General features: G+C 63.2%; 16 protein-coding genes and 1 tRNA gene. 10 read left to right on the top strand and 7 right to left on the bottom strand.

Annotation, left to right across the window (positions count from 1 at the left end; all coding sequences use genetic code 11):
- Positions 1-13 precede the first annotated feature (13 nt).
- The 3 genes from NCS58_RS09400 to NCS58_RS09390 all read right to left on the bottom strand — a co-directional run bounded on the left by NCS58_RS09400 (position 14) and on the right by NCS58_RS09390 (position 2,014).
- Complete coding sequence (locus NCS58_RS09400) at positions 14-505, bottom strand: peptidylprolyl isomerase (protein ID WP_061119642.1); 492 nt, start codon at positions 503-505, stop codon at positions 14-16.
- Between the two features lie 75 nt (positions 506-580).
- The gene (locus NCS58_RS09395) at positions 581-1,162 is read right to left on the bottom strand and encodes a peptidylprolyl isomerase (RefSeq protein ID WP_061119641.1); all 582 of its coding nucleotides are present in this window, start codon (positions 1,160-1,162) and stop codon (positions 581-583) included.
- A 51-nt stretch (positions 1,163-1,213) separates the two neighbouring features.
- Positions 1,214-2,014, bottom strand: coding sequence for a tetratricopeptide repeat protein (locus NCS58_RS09390; RefSeq protein WP_086961305.1), 801 nt, complete (start codon positions 2,012-2,014; stop codon positions 1,214-1,216).
- 460 nt (positions 2,015-2,474) lie between these two features.
- Between NCS58_RS09390 and cysS the strand changes: the two genes are divergently transcribed.
- The 7 genes from cysS (at position 2,475) to NCS58_RS09355 (ending at position 10,246) form a co-directional block, all read left to right on the top strand.
- On the top strand, positions 2,475-3,872 hold the full coding sequence (gene cysS, locus NCS58_RS09385) for a cysteine--tRNA ligase (protein ID WP_250538294.1): 1,398 nt from the start codon (positions 2,475-2,477) through the stop codon (positions 3,870-3,872).
- A gap of 47 nt (positions 3,873-3,919) precedes the next feature.
- Positions 3,920-4,966: an endonuclease III domain-containing protein gene (locus tag NCS58_RS09380; protein ID WP_061119639.1), complete on the top strand. Its 1,047-nt coding sequence runs from the start codon at positions 3,920-3,922 to the stop codon at positions 4,964-4,966.
- 129 nt (positions 4,967-5,095) lie between these two features.
- The gene (locus tag NCS58_RS09375) at positions 5,096-6,067 is read left to right on the top strand and encodes an acetyl-CoA carboxylase carboxyltransferase subunit alpha (protein WP_061119638.1); all 972 of its coding nucleotides are present in this window, start codon (positions 5,096-5,098) and stop codon (positions 6,065-6,067) included.
- A gap of 39 nt (positions 6,068-6,106) precedes the next feature.
- Positions 6,107-7,534 carry a tRNA lysidine(34) synthetase TilS gene (gene tilS, locus NCS58_RS09370; protein ID WP_250538293.1) on the top strand — a complete coding sequence of 476 codons (1,428 nt, stop codon included), beginning with the start codon at positions 6,107-6,109 and terminating at the stop codon, positions 7,532-7,534.
- 324 nt (positions 7,535-7,858) lie between these two features.
- Positions 7,859-9,109, top strand: coding sequence for an aspartate kinase (locus tag NCS58_RS09365; protein WP_061119636.1), 1,251 nt, complete (start codon positions 7,859-7,861; stop codon positions 9,107-9,109).
- Positions 9,110-9,295: 186 nt separating this feature from the next.
- A tRNA-Ser gene (locus NCS58_RS09360) sits at positions 9,296-9,388 on the top strand.
- Positions 9,389-9,730: 342 nt separating this feature from the next.
- Positions 9,731-10,246 carry an outer membrane protein gene (locus NCS58_RS09355; RefSeq protein WP_250538292.1) on the top strand — a complete coding sequence of 172 codons (516 nt, stop codon included), beginning with the start codon at positions 9,731-9,733 and terminating at the stop codon, positions 10,244-10,246.
- A gap of 51 nt (positions 10,247-10,297) precedes the next feature.
- On the opposite strand, the gene NCS58_RS09350 is transcribed toward NCS58_RS09355, so the two are convergent.
- The 3 genes from NCS58_RS09350 to NCS58_RS09340 all read right to left on the bottom strand — a co-directional run bounded on the left by NCS58_RS09350 (position 10,298) and on the right by NCS58_RS09340 (position 11,739).
- The gene (locus NCS58_RS09350; protein ID WP_284502190.1) at positions 10,298-11,056 is read right to left on the bottom strand and encodes a M48 family metallopeptidase; all 759 of its coding nucleotides are present in this window, start codon (positions 11,054-11,056) and stop codon (positions 10,298-10,300) included.
- Positions 11,057-11,225: 169 nt separating this feature from the next.
- Positions 11,226-11,477: a hypothetical protein gene (locus tag NCS58_RS09345; RefSeq protein WP_250538291.1), complete on the bottom strand. Its 252-nt coding sequence runs from the start codon at positions 11,475-11,477 to the stop codon at positions 11,226-11,228.
- A gap of 22 nt (positions 11,478-11,499) precedes the next feature.
- A complete protein-coding gene (locus tag NCS58_RS09340; RefSeq protein ID WP_250538290.1) occupies positions 11,500-11,739 on the bottom strand; it encodes a hypothetical protein in 240 nt (79 codons plus the stop codon).
- A gap of 209 nt (positions 11,740-11,948) precedes the next feature.
- On the opposite strand from NCS58_RS09340, the gene NCS58_RS09335 reads away from it, so the two are divergent.
- On the top strand, positions 11,949-12,299 hold the full coding sequence (locus tag NCS58_RS09335) for a hypothetical protein (protein ID WP_061119633.1): 351 nt from the start codon (positions 11,949-11,951) through the stop codon (positions 12,297-12,299).
- Positions 12,300-12,567: 268 nt separating this feature from the next.
- Positions 12,568-12,942: a hypothetical protein gene (locus tag NCS58_RS09330; RefSeq protein ID WP_250490098.1), complete on the top strand. Its 375-nt coding sequence runs from the start codon at positions 12,568-12,570 to the stop codon at positions 12,940-12,942.
- Between the two features lie 86 nt (positions 12,943-13,028).
- Here NCS58_RS09330 and fabI read toward each other — a convergent pair whose 3' ends face one another.
- Entirely contained in the window at positions 13,029-13,826 is a 798-nt protein-coding gene (gene fabI, locus NCS58_RS09325; protein WP_250490097.1) for an enoyl-ACP reductase FabI, read from the bottom strand.
- A 251-nt stretch (positions 13,827-14,077) separates the two neighbouring features.
- Here fabI and NCS58_RS09320 point away from each other — a divergent pair, with 251 nt between their 5' ends.
- The gene (locus NCS58_RS09320; RefSeq protein WP_061119631.1) at positions 14,078-15,946 is read left to right on the top strand and encodes an extracellular solute-binding protein; all 1,869 of its coding nucleotides are present in this window, start codon (positions 14,078-14,080) and stop codon (positions 15,944-15,946) included.
- Positions 15,947-15,954 lie beyond the last annotated feature (8 nt).

The raw sequence follows: 15,954 nt of genomic DNA, 5'->3' as shown, positions 1-15,954 counted from the left end.
GCAATGACCGGGATCAGACCACGACGGCCTTCTCGATCACCACGTCGTCGACCGGCACGTCCTGGTGGAAGCCCTTCGAACCCGTCTTGACCTTTTTGATCTTCTCGACCACGTCCATGCCTTCGACGACACGGCCGAACACGGTATAGCCCCAGCCTTGCGGCGTCGGCGACGAGTGGTTCAGGAAGTCGTTGTCCTTCACGTTGATGAAGAACTGCGCGGTTGCCGAATGCGGATCGTTCGTGCGCGCCATCGCGATCGTGCCGGTGTCGTTCTTGAGACCGTTGTTGGCTTCGTTGTTGACCGGCGCATCGGTCGGCTTCTGGTTCATGCCCGGCTCGAAGCCGCCGCCCTGGATCATGAAGCCGTCGATCACGCGGTGGAACACGGTGTTGTCGTAATGACCCTTCTTCACGTAGTTGAGGAAGTTCTCGACGGTCTTCGGCGCCTTCTCGGCGTCCAGTTCCAGCTTGATGACGCCGTGGTTCGTATGTAGTTCGACCATGATGGTGTTTTCTCCAATGTGTTTGATTGAGCCCCGACGCGGCCTGCGCGCGAGGTCAGCGACATGCGCTTCGGATTACTGCGAGACCACGGTGGCCGACTCGATCACGGTCGGCTTTTGCGGCACGTCCTGCATCGGGCCGCGCGTGGTGGTCGGGCTGCCCTCGATCTTCTTCACGACGTCCATGCCCGCGACGACCTTGCCGAACACGGCATAGCCGTTGCCGTCAGGGCTCGGATAGTCGAGACCCGCATTATCGACCGTATTGATGAAGAACTGGGCGGTGGCCGAGTTCGGGTCGCTCGTGCGCGCCATCGCGATCGTGCCCGTGGCGTTCTTCAGACCGTTCTTGCTTTCGAGCGGAATCGGCGCGCGCGTCGGCTTCTCGGCGAAGCTCGTGCTGAATCCGCCGCCCTGGATCATGAAGCCCGGAATCACGCGGTGAAAGATCGTGCCGCTGTACTGACCGGACTTCACATAGTCGAGAAAGTTCGCGACTGTCTTCGGCGCCTTCTCGGGATACAGCTCGACCTTGATGTCGCCTTGCGTGGTCTTGAAGAGCACGGTGGGGTGCGCAGCCTGCGCAGTCGGCTGGGCGAACGCCGGCGCGCTCGCAATCAGGGCAGCGCTCGAAAGCGCCAACATCAGGAATTTCATGAAGGATGGATCCTCGTGTGGTGAATGCAGACAGTCGAGCGCGAAGGGCGCTTACGGTTGCGCCTTCGGCGCGACGTAGGGCGTGGTCGGCAGCGGGCCGGTCGGCCCGCCGAACGGCGAATACTCGTCGGGCGCTGGCATGGCCGGCGAGCCGGTGTCGGACGCAGGCGCCCATTCGTCGGCGGCCGTGCGCGGCGCGATTGCCGCACCCGCGCCGGATGCGCCTTCCGCCGCGCCCGCGCGCTTCTTCGGAGGCGTGTAGATGTTCTGGATCGCCGTGATGCGCTGGCTCGTGATCGGGCTCTTCGAGCCGAGCGATTGCGCGCGCTTGTACGACTCGCTCGCGAGACGAAGATAAAGATCGCCCAGATTGTCGTATGCGAGCGCATAGCCGGGGTTCGCCTTGACCGCCGTTTCGAGCGCGGCGCGCGCGTCTTCGTAGCGGCCCTTCTTCGCGTAGAGAGCGGCGAGATTGTTGTATGGCTCGGGCAGTTCTGGATAGGCCTGCGTGAGCTCGGTGAAGGCGGTGATGGCTTCGTCGTCGCGGTTCAGGCGCGCGAGCACGGTTGCGCGCTTGAACTTCGCCTGCACGTCGCGCGGATTGGCCGCGATGCGCGCATCGAGTTGCGTGAGTGCGGCGCTCCAGTCCTTGTTCGCGATGGCCGAATCGACTTGCGGCGTGTCGTCGCGCGTGGCGGTCGAGGTCTGCGCGAGCGCGGCCCCGGACATGCCGACGCATGCGGCGAAGCCGAGCGTCGCGATGGCGAGCGTCCGGGCGGCGAATGTGCCGAGCGTCCGGGAAGCGAACCGGCAAGAGAGTTGCAGAGACGTGCGCGCTTTGCGATGAGTCACTTGGAATCGAGTCAATGAAGGTTGCAGCGAAAGAAGCCACGAAAGCGGCGAAAGAGACCGCGAGCGCGTGAGGGCGTGAACGATCGCGAGGACCGGAGAGCGAGCAGATTTGCCCGATGCGGCGCACTGTCCGGCAAGGCTTTCGGCCTGGCCCGGAGCGCGGCTTGCAAAGCCCGCCGCGCGGCCGCTTCGACATTTCATAGGCTCAAGTCCCGGTGTTATACTCCGACCCATTCTAACAAAAGGTCTGCACGTCCCGCGCACGTGTCTTGCGCCTGGTTCTCCGGGCACGCATGCCGCGCCGACGCCAGACTATCTTTCGCCACTCGTGGCCGCCTCCGTCCTGGTCGCATGACCGTCGTGTTCGTGCTCGCGTGTGGGTCTCGTTTGCTCCCGCGCGCTTCGAACACGCCGCCTGCTGCCCGGCATACGGTCGACTCCGGTCCATGCTTCGCCTTCTATGAACTCGCTGCGCATCTACAACACGCTCGCCCGTGACAAGCAACCCTTCACGCCGCTCAAAGCCGGCGAGGTACGCATGTATGTCTGCGGAATGACGGTGTATGACTATTGTCACATCGGCCATGCGCGCGTGATGGTGGTCTTCGATATCGTGCAACGATGGCTGCGCACGCTCGGCTACAAGGTCACGTATGTGCAGAACATCACGGACATCGACGACAAGATCATCCGCCGCGCAGTCGAGAACAACGAGCCGATCAAGTCGCTCACGCATCGCTTCATCACGGCGATGCATGAAGACGCGGCCGCGCTCGGCGTCGCGCGCCCGGACATCGAGCCGCGCGCGACCGACTTCATCCCGCAGATGCTCGGCATGATCGATGCATTGGAGGCGAACGGCTACGCGTATCAGGCGAAGGACGGCGACGTGAACTACGCGGTGCGCAAGTTCGCCGACTACGGCAAGCTGTCGGGCAAGTCGATCGAAGACCTGCGCGCGGGCGAGCGCGTCGCCGCGAACGATGCGAAGGAAGATCCGCTCGACTTCGTGCTGTGGAAGCAGGCGAAGGCCGGCGAGCCCGCCGACTCCGGCTGGGATTCGAAGTGGGGCCGCGGGCGTCCGGGCTGGCACATCGAATGTTCCGCGATGGGCTGCACGCTGCTCGGCGATCACTTCGACATTCACGGCGGCGGGCAGGACCTGCAGTTCCCGCATCACGAGAACGAAATCGCGCAGAGCGAAGGCGCGACCGGCAAGACGTTCGTGAACTACTGGATGCACAACGGCTACGTGCAGATCGACAACGAGAAGATGTCGAAGTCGCTCGGCAACTTCTTCACGATCCGCGAAGTCCTTGAAAAATTTGATGCCGAAGTGGTGCGCTTCTTTATTGCGCGGGCACACTACCGGTCGCCGCTGAATTACAGCGACGTGCATATCGACGATGCGAAGAACGCGTTGACGCGCCTATATACGGCGTTGAAGGATGTCGAGCCGGACAATCAGCAACTTGACTGGAACGAGGCGAACGCGCAGCGTTTCCAGTCTGCGATGAACGACGACTTCAACACGCCGGTGGCCGTATCAGTGTTGTTCGATCTCGCGAGCGAAGTGAATCGTACGCGCGAGCCCGCGCTCGCTCGTCAGCTCAAGGGTCTCGCGGGCGTGCTCGGTCTACTCGGGCGCGAGCCGCGTGTGTTCCTGCAGCAGGCGAGCGGCACGGGTTCGGAGCCGCGACTTTCGCCGCAGGAGATCGAAGCGAAGATCGCCGGACGCATTGCCGCGAAGCAGGCGAAGAACTACGCCGAAGCAGACCGGATTCGTGCCGAATTGCTCGAAGCCGGTATTGCGCTTGAAGACAAACCGGGTGGGTCGACCGAATGGCGCCGCGTGTGAGCGCGACCATTCGAACCCTCTGATCGACTCACCAGGCAGGAGGCAAGATGGCAACGGCCAGGAAGACGCCGGTCAAACGACCCGCGTCTGTCAGCGATGCGTCGGGCGCGGCAAAGCGCACGCGCGGCGCGCAAACGAAAGCGGACACGCAGCAGATTGATGGCGCAGGTGCGACGGGCGGCCGCAAGACGGCGCTCAAGCGCGGCCCCGCCGGCGCGAAGCCGGCGAGAAGCGCCGCGCTCAAGGCGGCGAAGCCCGAGACGGCGGCGCGCCTGAACGGGGCCGCACGCCCATCCAACGCAGGCACGGAAGAAGCCGAAGCGTCGCCCGCGAAGGGCAACGGCCGCGCGGTTGCCGGCGATGGCGCGAGCGCGCAGGCGCTCGTCGCGGAGCGGGGCGAAGTCGTGCGCAAGTCGCGCGTCGTCACGGCTGACGCGGCGGTGCCGGTGCAGATCGGCGGGCTCACGCGCGAAATCGTTCGTCCCGACTACTGGGACCGTGCGTGCGCCGATCTCATGAAGCGCGACCGCATCCTCAAGAAGCTGATCCCGAAGTTCGGCGAGATCCATCTCGTCAATCTCGGCGATCCATTCTCGACGCTCGCGCGCTCGGTGGCCGGTCAGCAGATTTCAGTGAAGGCGGCGCAAGCGATCTGGGAGCGCGTGAAAGGCGCATGCCCGGAGGTCCATCCCGCGCATTTCATCCGTCTCGGCCACGAGAAGCTGCAGGCGTGCGGTTTGTCCAGACGCAAGGCCGAATACATTCTCGATCTCGCGCAGCATTTCGAATCCGGCGCGCTGCATGTCGATGCATGGACATCGATGGACGACGAAGCCGTGATCGCCGAGCTCACGCAGATTCGCGGCATCGGCCGATGGACGGCCGAGATGTTCCTCATCTTCAATCTGTCGCGCCCGGACGTTTTGCCGCTCGACGATCTCGGCCTGATTCAGGCAATCAGCGTCAACTACTTCAGCGGGGAGCCGGTGACGCGCAGCGAGGCGCGCGAAGTGGCGGCGAACTGGGAACCATGGCGCACGGTCGCGACCTGGTACATGTGGCGCAGTCTCAATCCGATTCCGGCGGATCACTAAAATACACACGCGCGGGGCGCGCGAATTTCGCGACCTATCGTTGATTTATAATCGATAGTTCCCGCGCGAATTTTTGAGGGACGGACGCGGTTAGAATACGCGCTGCCCGATGTTCTAGGACTCGAACATATGAAGACCACGTTTCTGGATTTCGAGCAGCCGATCGCTGAACTCGAAGCGAAGATCGAAGAACTCCGCTTCGTTCAGGACGATTCCGCTGTCGATATTTCGGAAGAAATCGAGCGGCTGTCGAAAAAGAGCCAGCAGCTCACGAAGGATCTCTACGCGAACCTGTCGCCCTGGCAAGTTTCGCAGATTGCGCGTCACCCGCAGCGTCCGTACACGCTCGACTATGTGAGCGAGCTTTTCACCGATTTCCACGAATTGCATGGCGACCGCGCCTTCGCGGACGACCTCGCGATCGTCGGCGGTTTCGCGCGTTTCAACGGTCAGCCGTGCATGGTGATCGGCCATCAGAAGGGCCGCGATACGAAGGAACGCGCGCTGCGCAACTTCGGCATGCCGCGTCCGGAAGGTTATCGCAAGGCCGAGCGTCTGATGCGCACGGCCGAGAAGTTCAGCCTGCCGATCTTCACGTTCGTCGATACGCCGGGCGCCTATCCGGGCATCGGCGCGGAAGAGCGCGGACAGTCCGAAGCCATCGGACGCAATCTGTATGTGATGGCCGAGCTCAAAACGCCGATCATCACGACGATCATCGGCGAAGGCGGCTCGGGCGGCGCGCTCGCGATCGCAGTCGCCGATACCGTGATGATGCTGCAGTTCTCAACCTATTCGGTGATTTCGCCCGAAGGCTGCGCGTCGATTCTGTGGAAGAGCGCGGCGAAGGCGCCCGAGGCGGCCGAGGCACTCGGCCTCACGGCGCATCGCCTGAAGGCGCTCGGTCTGATCGACAAGATCGTGAACGAGCCGCTCGGCGGCGCGCACCGCGATGCGAAGGGCATGGCCGCGCTCCTGCGCCGCGCGCTCGCCGATTCGCTGCGTCAGTTCCAGGGCATGAGCGTCAACGACTTGCGCGAGCGTCGCTTCGAGAAGCTGATGGCGTACGGCAAGTACAAGGAATCGCTGCCGGGCGCGTAATCCCGCCATCGTTCGTCATCTCATCTTTCACGAACTCTCGTGACTTCCGATAACGAAACCCCAGCCGGCCGCCTCGTCTTCGAGGCGGTGCGCGCGTCGGTTTCGGACGCGGACCTTTCCTCCGATGCGCTTCTCGCGGTCGCCTTGAGCGGCGGGCTTGACTCCACCGTGCTGCTCGATGCCGCCGTGCGCTGCTTCGGCGCGCGGCGCATCGTCGCGCTGCATATTCATCATGGCCTAAGTCCCAACGCGAACGCGTGGGCCGCGCATTGCGAGCGCTTCGCGGCGTCGCTCGACGTGCGTTACGCCGCGCGTCATGTCGATGTCGCGCGCGCGGGCGGCGAGAGCCTCGAAGCGGCGGCGCGCGACGCGCGTTACCGCGCGCTCGACGACCTCTGCGACGAGCACGGCGCGAACGCGCTCCTGATCGCGCATCACGCCGACGATCAGGCCGAAACCGTGCTGCTGCAGTTGCTGCGCGGCGCGGGCGTCGCGGGTCTGGCGGCGATGGCGCCGCAGCGGGCGGACGGCGCGGTGCCGCGTCTGCGTCCGCTTCTGCGATTGCTGCGCGCGCAACTCGAGCAATACGCGCACGAGCGCGATCTGAGCTGGATCGACGACGAATCCAACGGCGACACGCGCTACTCGCGCAACGCGCTTCGGCATGACGTGCTCCCCGTGCTCGCGGTGCATTTCCCCGGTTTTCGCGACGCGCTCGCGCGCACGGCATCGCATGCGGCGTCGGCGCAGCGGCTTCTGGATCAGCTCGCGCGCATCGATCTCGCGCATGTGCGAAGCACGAGCGAAGAGGGCACGCTCATGCTCGACGCGTTCCTCGCACTCGACGACGATCGCGCGATCAACCTCATGCGTTTCTGGATTCGCTCGCGCGGCCTGGTGGCGGCATCGACGGCGCGTATCGCCGACATGCTGCGCCAGTCGCGCGATGCGGCTGCCGCGCGCGATGGCCATGCGCTGCGCGTCGATCATGCGGGGCATAGCCTGCGCGTCTATCGCAATGTGCTGTTCTGGGAACCGGGCGACAGCGCTGACGCGCCCGATCTCGACGACGGCGCGGCCCCGTTCAAAGCCGTTGTGGAACTGCAATGGCGGGACGAGGAGGTGTGGCGCCTGCCGCAATGGCGCGGCTCGTTCGTGTTCGAACCTGTCGATGCGCCCGGCGACGACGTCGTCGGGGAAGGCGTGTTGCGCGCCGCGCCGCTCGCCGCGCGCTCGCGGGTGGGCGGGGAACGCATGCGCGTGGCGTCCGAAGCGCCGAGCCGCACGCTCAAGAACCTGTTTCAGGAGCGCGGCGTGCCGGCGTGGAAGCGCGATGTGCCGATGCTTTTCGTCGGCGAGGCGTTGCTCTTCGTGCCGCATGTGGGCGTGAATCGCGACGCGGCGCCGAGTGCGGCGCACGGCCCGCTGCGCCGCATTTCATGGCGGCCGGATTTACTGCTGGCGTAGGGCGCTTGAGGCAGGCGTTGAGCCGAAGTCGGTAAAATCGCCGCCACGGTCGCTCCATCTTGTAATTTCAGCCTCGATCGGGTACGGTAACTCGTTTTCGCCCAAGCGCGTGTTTGCGCGGCATCTCCGTTCAAAAGACTCGATTTCGCCCGCAACGACGCATCCGTGCGCCGCGTACAACATTCGTGCGAGCGCGCGACGGGCGTGCGGCAGCGCCCGCTGCTCGTAGGCTTCGACATCCCCTGAAGCAAATCGAGCGCGAGTCTCAAGCGCTCTCGCGCCAACGCGCGTGAAGCGCGGTTTTCCCTCCAGTTCAAAACGACAATGGCACTCATCGTACACAAATACGGCGGCACTTCGATGGGCTCGGTCGAGCGCATCAAGAACGTCGCCAAGCGCGTCGCCAAATGGCACAAGGCCGGCCACAAGATGGTCGTCGTGCCCTCGGCGATGTCCGGCGAAACCAATCGCCTGCTCGGTCTCGCAAGAGACATCAAGGCCGACCCGGACCCGCGCGAACTCGACATGATTGCCTCGACCGGCGAGCAGGTGAGCGTGGGGCTTCTCGCCATCGCGCTGCACGCCGAAGGTCTCGACGCCGTGAGCTACGCCGGCTGGCAAGTGCCGATCAAGACGGACAGCGCGTTCACGAAGGCGCGCATCAGCGAGATCGACGGCGAGCGCGTGCTGAAGGATCTCGACGCGGGCAAGGTCGTGGTCATCACCGGCTTCCAGGGCGTCGATCCCGAAGGCCATATCGCGACGCTCGGCCGCGGCGGCTCGGACACGTCGGCGGTGGCGATCGCGGCGGCCATGAAGGCGGACGAGTGCCTGATCTACACCGACGTCGACGGCGTCTACACGACCGACCCTCGCGTCGTCGAAGAAGCCCGCCGTCTGGACCGCGTGACCTTCGAGGAAATGCTGGAAATGGCGAGCCTCGGCTCGAAGGTGCTGCAGATCCGCTCGGTGGAATTCGCCGGCAAGTATCAGGTGAAGACGCGCGTGCTCTCCAGCCTGACCGATCCGCTGATGCCGCTCGCCGATGAGATGCACTCCGGCACCCTGATTACTTTTGAAGAAGACGAGAACATGGAAAAAGCAGTGATTTCTGGCATCGCGTTCCAGCGCGACGAAGCGCGCATCGCGGTCATGGGCGTGCCCGACAAGCCGGGCGTCGCGTATCAGATTCTCGGGCCGGTCGCCGATGCGAATATCGACATCGACATGATCATTCAGAACCAGAGCGTGAACGGAAAGACCGACTTCACGTTCACGGTTGGCCGCGGCGATTACCACCGCGCGCTCGAAATCCTGAACAACCAGGTGAAGGGCCACGTTCAGGCGGAAACCGTTCTGGGCGACCCGAAGGTGTCGAAGGTGTCGGTGGTGGGCGTCGGCATGCGCTCGCACGTTGGCATCGCGAGCACGATGTTCCGCACGCTGTCGGAAGAGGGCATCAACATCCAGATGATCTCCACTTCGGAAATCAAGATTTCGGTGCTGATCGACGAGAAGTACACCGAACTCGCCGTGCGCGCGCTGCACAAGGCATTCGAGCTCGACCGTGCGTAATTGCGTGTGACACGCGTGTGAAGGCTCGCAGGCGTTTCGAGTCATTCACGCCGTTGCGGTTTGCGGACCCGGCGATTCGGTATTGACCGTTTTGAAAAAAATAATCATGCGAATTTGACCCGCGCCTGCGAACACGCTATTATCTCGATCTCGTTGCACTGCACTCCCGGTGCAACGAAAAGTTTGGGAGACGTGGCCGAGAGGTCGAAGGCACTCCCCTGCTAAGGGAGCATCTGGCTAAAAACTGGATCGAGGGTTCGAATCCCTCCGTCTCCGCCAGTTGTCGTAGAAAGGCCCCGCAAGCTTAAAACTTGCGGGGCTTTTTCTTTTTGCGCTGCGATCGGCCTTCGTGGCTCTCCATTACTTCGTCATCCTGCACGAATCGCATGCGACAAGAGACACTCTAGCTTTAGGAAATGTCCGCTTTCTATGGTGACCGTAGGTAACTAACCTCGCGGGTTGCTTGTCCTTGGGCAAGCAAAGTGCAACGTACGCAACGTACGCGTTCGTTGTCCCGATTGACGGTTGTTGCCCAATGCGCAGTCGGCATCAGGCAACACCATTTCAAGGTTGGCCAGTTCAGTCATGGTATCTATCAGGAAGCTCATTGCTCCAGCGCTCATGTCGCTGCTTTGCGCAGCACAGGCGCATTCGGAATCGCTCGATCCGACTCTTCTCAAACTGATGGGCGTACAGGGCCCACATAGCCAGTTCGCCGGTCCTTATGTCGGCGCCAAGTTCGGTGCCAACTGGTCGGACATCACGGGTCCGAATCCGAAGACCACGCATACGACGTTATTTCCGGGCCTCGTGGCTGGCGTCAATTACGACGTCGACCGTTTCGTGGTTGGTTTCGAGGGATTCATGGATTTCCACGGCGGCTCGACGACCAAGAAGGACGGTGGCATCGACGTGAGGTTCGGCATGCCGGTCAACGAGAACATCTTGCCGTACGCACGCATCGGCTTCACGGGTACGTGGCCCGATACGCGCCTGCATTACGGCGGCGGCGTCGAATACAAATTCGAAAAAAACTGGAGCGTGGCCGCCGAATACACCGGCGATACGTCGAGCTACCAGGGCGATCATCGCCGCAACGATAGCCTGACCGTGGGCGTGCACTACTACTTCTTCTGATCGGTTCCTGCCGACACGCGCGTCACCGCGCGCGTTGCGCTCAACTACCCGTTACTTTCCCGACGCGATCCGATCCTGAATATGCTTCGCCCGCGCCGGCGACGACGGATGCGAGTCGAGCATGCTCGATTTGCCGCCATCGATCGATGCGAGCTTCTGGAACGCCGTCACGAGTCCCGCCGGGTTGTATCCCTTCTTCTTCTGCATGTCGAACGAGTAGTCGTCGGCGGCGGATTCCTGCGACTGCGAGAACTGCGCATTCACGAACTTCTCCGACAGATCGCCGAGCTGCGACGCCGACAGGTTTCCGACGACGCCGCCTGCCGACGACGCCACCGAGCGTGCCGCCGACGTCGCATACGCGACCTGCATCGCCTTCTTGGTGTGGCCGAGCGCGACGTGACCCATTTCGTGGCCGACGACGCCGCGCACTTCGTCGTCGTTCATCAGGTCCATGAGGCCGCTGTAGACGCGCACGCAACCGTTGGCCATCGCCCACGCGTTGACTTCCTTCGTGATGTACACCTTGTAGTTGACGGGCACGCCGTTGATGTTGTCGCCGAGTTGCTTCGAGATCTTGTTCAGGCGCTGCGTGTATTGGCTCGACGCGGGCGCGACCTTGTTCTCGCTGTCGAGTTGCGCGCACGACTTGTCGGAGATCGTGCGCACGTCGGAATCGCTGAGCGACAGTGCCTGCGTCGCCAATTGCCCGGATTGCAACAATTGGTTCGGATCCATGCCGCTCATGCTGCTGCACGACGCAAGGGTGAACACGGCGGATGCCGCCAGCGCGATGCGGAAGATCGTCATAGTTTTACCTTTGGAATGTCATTGTGGTTGTCGTTGCGCGCGGATGCGCGGACGCCGGCGCAATGCTAATGACAGGAGACTTGTAAGCAACACGAAAATTCCGATTTTGCTGGCAGAACGGATGGAAAATCCAGCGCCAAGCGCGAATCAGTCGCGCATGCGAAGCGAATCAATCGTTCGCGCGGTTTCGTGCGATGCGCACGCGCGCGGCAATCGAGCCGATCGGCGATGCGTCCATGGCCTGGGCGGGCGCGCCGGGCAGGGCGTCGGCGAGCAGGGAGGTCAGCGTCTGTCCCGGCGGCATCTCGACGAAAACATTCGCGCCGAGCTCGGGGAGCGCAATCGTCGAATCGTGCCAGCGCACCGGATAGGGGAGATTGGCGGCGAGGTATTCCCGGATGGCGTCGGCGCGGCGCAGCACGCGCGCACCGCGATTGCCGACATTACGCGATGCGCGGCGTGTCGATGCGCACCGTGCTCGCCGCTTCGATCAGACGTTCGGCGGCGCTTTCGAGCAGCACGCAATGCGACGGCACGCTCACGCAGAGCCGTTCGGCCTTGCGCGCGCCGCGCGACAGTGCGATCTCGCGGACCTGCGCGAGCGCGGCGTCGCTGCCCGATACGACGATCTGGCGCGGCGCGTTCAGATTGCCGATGTAGGCATCGGCGCCGCCGGAGACCAAAGGGCAGGAGCTGCCGAACTGAGTGACGTAAAGCCCGTGCGCGGACTGCGGCCTTCGTGATTCGAAGACCGCTTTTCTATAGACGCGAGCTTACGTTTTCGTAAGTTTTTCTTCGGTAATAGCAGGTTACGAAGTCGAACACTTGAAGCCGCATCCGTCCGATATAGTCCCGTCAACACAACAAACAACCCATCGAGGTGGGGCATCACATGAACAAGGTATCGAAGGCTTCCGTGCTGGCGGGCGCCGTGATGATCGGCGGTCTGATGCTGTCCGGCGCTGCCAATGCAGGCGTATCCGTGGGCGTCAACATCGGGGTGCCCGCGCCCGTGTACGTCGCGCCTGCGCCGGTCTATGCGCCGCCTCCGCCGCCCGTCGTGTACGCGCCGCCTCCGCCGGTCTATGCGCAGCCCACAATCGTGGTCGGCTGGCATGGCGATCGTTACTGGGATGGCCGTCGCTATTGGGATCGAGACGACTACTATCGTCATTACGATCACGGTCATGATCACGGCCACGGTCATGGACACGACAACGGCCGCCACAACGGCTGGCATTGAGCGTCGCGCATTGCAGGCAAACGGCCCCGAAAGCCACCCGTTCTGGCGGGTGGCTTTTTTGTTGCGGCGCTACCTGACCAGGGCAGCTTCGCCGATAAAGCATCAGCCTCAGGCAATATGCCGCCTCGACGCAATGTAACAAAAGGTAAGCTTTCTCCTGACATTTGGCCGGAGCGCAGAGGAACTTACAAAGCTGAAATATTGCGTTGAAAGCTTTCCGTTATATTTCGGCCAAGCGAACAAGCATAAAAGCGAGGTCGGATTGCAGATGAACAGGAAATTCTCGGGTCGATTCGTGGCAGGTGTGCTGGCGATTGCGGCGGTGAGCGCGACGAGCGCGGCACGCGCCGACGTGCACGTGGGCGTGAACATCGGCATTCCGGCACCGGTGTATGTCGCGCCTACGCCGGTCTATGCGCCGCCTCCGCCGCCGGTCGTCTATCAGCCCGCGCCGATGTATGCGCCGCCGGTTTTCATCGGCTGGCACGGCAATCGGTATTGGGACGGCCGGCGCTACTGGAGCCGCGGCGACTGGGATCGCTATCACGGGCATGGGCGCGGGCCGCATCATGGTCCGCCGCCGGGACACGGTCATGGAAACGGGCACGGTCACGGTCACGGCGGTCCGCACGGGCATCGCTGAAGGCCGGGCGCGAATCGGCCGCAGCCAGCAAAAAGCGCCGCTCACGCAAGGTGAGCGGCGCTTTTTTTGATGCAGGGAACAAGCGGTTATTCCGCTTCGCCGCCCATTCCGCCGACGACCGCATGGAACCCGGCATCGACGTGAACGACTTCCGCGCTCACGCCGCCCGACAGATCCGACAGCAGGAACGCCGCGACATTGCCCACTTGCTCGATCGTCACGTTGCGCTTGAGCGGCGCGTTCTCTTCGACGAAGTTCAGGATCTTGCCGAAGCCCTTGATGCCGCTCGCCGCGAGCGTCTTGATCGGGCCGGCCGAAATGGCGTTGACGCGCACGCCCTTGCCGCCGAGCGACGGCGCTGCCGCCATATAACGCACGCTCGCCTCGAGCGATGCCTTCGCGAGACCCATCGTGTTGTAGTTCGGCAGCGCGCGCTCGGCGCCGAGATAGCTCAGCGTGAGCAGCGACGAGCCGTCCTTCAGCATCGGCAGGGCGGCCTTCGCGAGCGCGGGGAAGCTGTATGCGGAGATGTCGTGGGCAACGCGGAAGTTCTCGCGCGTCATGCCGTCGAGAAAGTCTCCCGCGATCGCCTCGCGCGGCGCGAAGCCGATGGAATGCACGAGGCCGTCGAGCGCGTCCCAGCGTTCCATAAGCGATGCGAAGAGCCCTTCGATCTGCGCATCGTCGGCGACGTCGCAGGGATAGACCATGTCGCTGCCGAACTCGGTCGCGAATTCGGTGATGCGCTCCTTGAATCGCTCGCCGACATACGTGAACGCCAGTTCCGCGCCTTCGCGCTTGCAGGCCGCGGCAATGCCGTAAGCGATCGAGCGGTTCGACAGCAGGCCTGTCAGCAGAATTCGTTTTCCAGCGAGAAAGCCCATGAATGCTCCTTCTTTGATGTCAGTGTCGCGCGCGGGCGCCGGGGTGAACGAAAGCCGCGGATGCCGCGCGTAGCGTGCGTCGTGCGATCGGCCTGCATCGGGACGCCTGGATGCCGGGCCGAACGGTGCGTGATTTTGGGTAGAATTCTCTCACATCGCAATGCCCCGCCAAGGATTCTCGCGGCGTTCGCTTCGGGCGTCTGCCCGGGTCACTCAAACGCATCACACCCTCATATCGCGCCAAGAGGCACATGACGACCCGTACGACGATCCGCCCATTTCGCGCCTCATCCCGTTTCTTCGCGCTTGCACTGGCCGGATCGATCGCATCGTTCGCGAGCCCGGCGCATGCGGTTCACGCGATCGCGCAATACGGCGAGCCGAAATATCCCGCGGGTTTCAAGCACTTCGATTACGTCAACCCCGGCGCCCCGCGCGACGGCACGCTCGTGCTCGCGAATCCGAGCCGGCTGACGAGCTTCGACAAGTTCAATCCGTTCACGTTGCGCGGCAACCCGGCGCCCGGTCTTTCGCTGATGTTCGAAAGCCTGACGACGGGCAGCTCCGACGAAGTATCGACCGCGTATGGCCTGCTCGCCGACGATATCTCGGTCGCGCCGGACGGCATGTCGACGACCTTTCACATCAATCCGAAAGCGCGCTTCTCGAACGGCGATCCGGTCACGGCCGAGGACGTCAAATTCTCGTTCGAGACGCTCAAAAGTCCGCTGGCCGCGCCGCAGTTCTCCGTCTACTTCGGGCAGATCGCGCGCGCGGTCGTCGTCGATCCGCTCACGATCCGCTTCGAGTTCAAGACCGCGACGCGCGAAATGCCGCTGCTCGCGGGCGGCATTCCCGTGTTCTCGCGCAAGTGGGGGATGAAGCCGGACGGTACGCGCATTGCGTTCGATCGAATTGCGTTTCAGAAGCCGATCGGCAGCGGGCCGTATCTGATCGACCGCTACGACAACGGCCGCACGATCTCATACAGGCGCAATCCGGAGTACTGGGGCGCGTCGCTCCCGGTGCGCGTCGGCATGTTCAATTTCGCGCACATCGACTACAAGCTCTACGGCGATCCCACCGCGCGTCTAGAAGCCTTCAAGGCGGGCGAGTATGACGTGCTCGTCGAATATGTCGCGCGAAGCTGGGTGCGGCGCGATATCGGCAAGCGTTTCGACAGCGGCGAACTCATCAAGCGCGAGTTCCCGCAGCACAACGGCACGGGCATGCAGGGATTTTTCATCAACACGCGCAAGCCACTCTTCAAGGACGTGCGCGTGCGCCAGGCGCTCGATCTCGCGCTCGATTTCGAGTGGCTCAACCGGCAGCTTTTCTTCAATCAGTACAAGCGCATCGACAGCTTTTTCGTCAATACCGATCTGCAAGCCAGGGCCACGCCGAGCGAAGGCGAACTCGCGATCCTGAATCCGCTGAAGAGCCAACTCGATCCGGCCGTGTTCGGCGAGATGCCGCGTCAGCCGGACACCGATCCGCCCGGCTCGCTCCGCGCGAATCTCATCAAGGCGCGCGAATTGCTCCGTGAAGCCGGCTGGACGTATCGCGACGGCGCGCTGCGCAACGCGAAGGGCGAGCCCTTCGTCTTCGAGATTCTCGACGACACGGGCGGCGGCGCATCGATGGAGCCGGTCGCGGCCGCGTTCGGGCGCAATCTGCAGAAGCTCGGCATCACGATGAACTTTCGCACCGTCGACTACGCGCTCATCCAGAAGCGGCTCGATGCCTTCGATTTCGACATGACGAGCGTGCGCATGCCAGACGTGCAGGTGCCGGGCACCGAGCAGGTCTCGCGCTTCGGCAGCAAGTCCGCCGACGAGCAGGGCTCGGACAATCTCGCGGGCGTGAAGTCGAAGGCCGTCGATGCGATCCTGCAGAAAGTGATTTCCGCACAGACGCGCGAGCAGCTTGTCGACGCGACGCACGCGCTCGATCGCGTGCTGATGAACGGCTACTATGTGGTGCCGCACTGGTACTCGGCGACGCATCGCGTGGCGTATCGCAATACGCTTGGCTTTCCGTCGACGTTGCCGCTGTATTACGGCGCCGAGGAATGGGTCATATCGACGTGGTGGGCCAAATCCGCGCCCGCGGCGAAATAAAGAACGGT

This window comes from Caballeronia sp. INML3B (genome assembly GCF_023631305.1).
GTDB classification, from domain to species: domain Bacteria; phylum Pseudomonadota; class Gammaproteobacteria; order Burkholderiales; family Burkholderiaceae; genus Caballeronia; species Caballeronia turbans.
The sequence above is the reverse complement of the archived record's forward strand: the minus strand, read 5'-3'. Positions and strand labels throughout refer to the sequence as shown.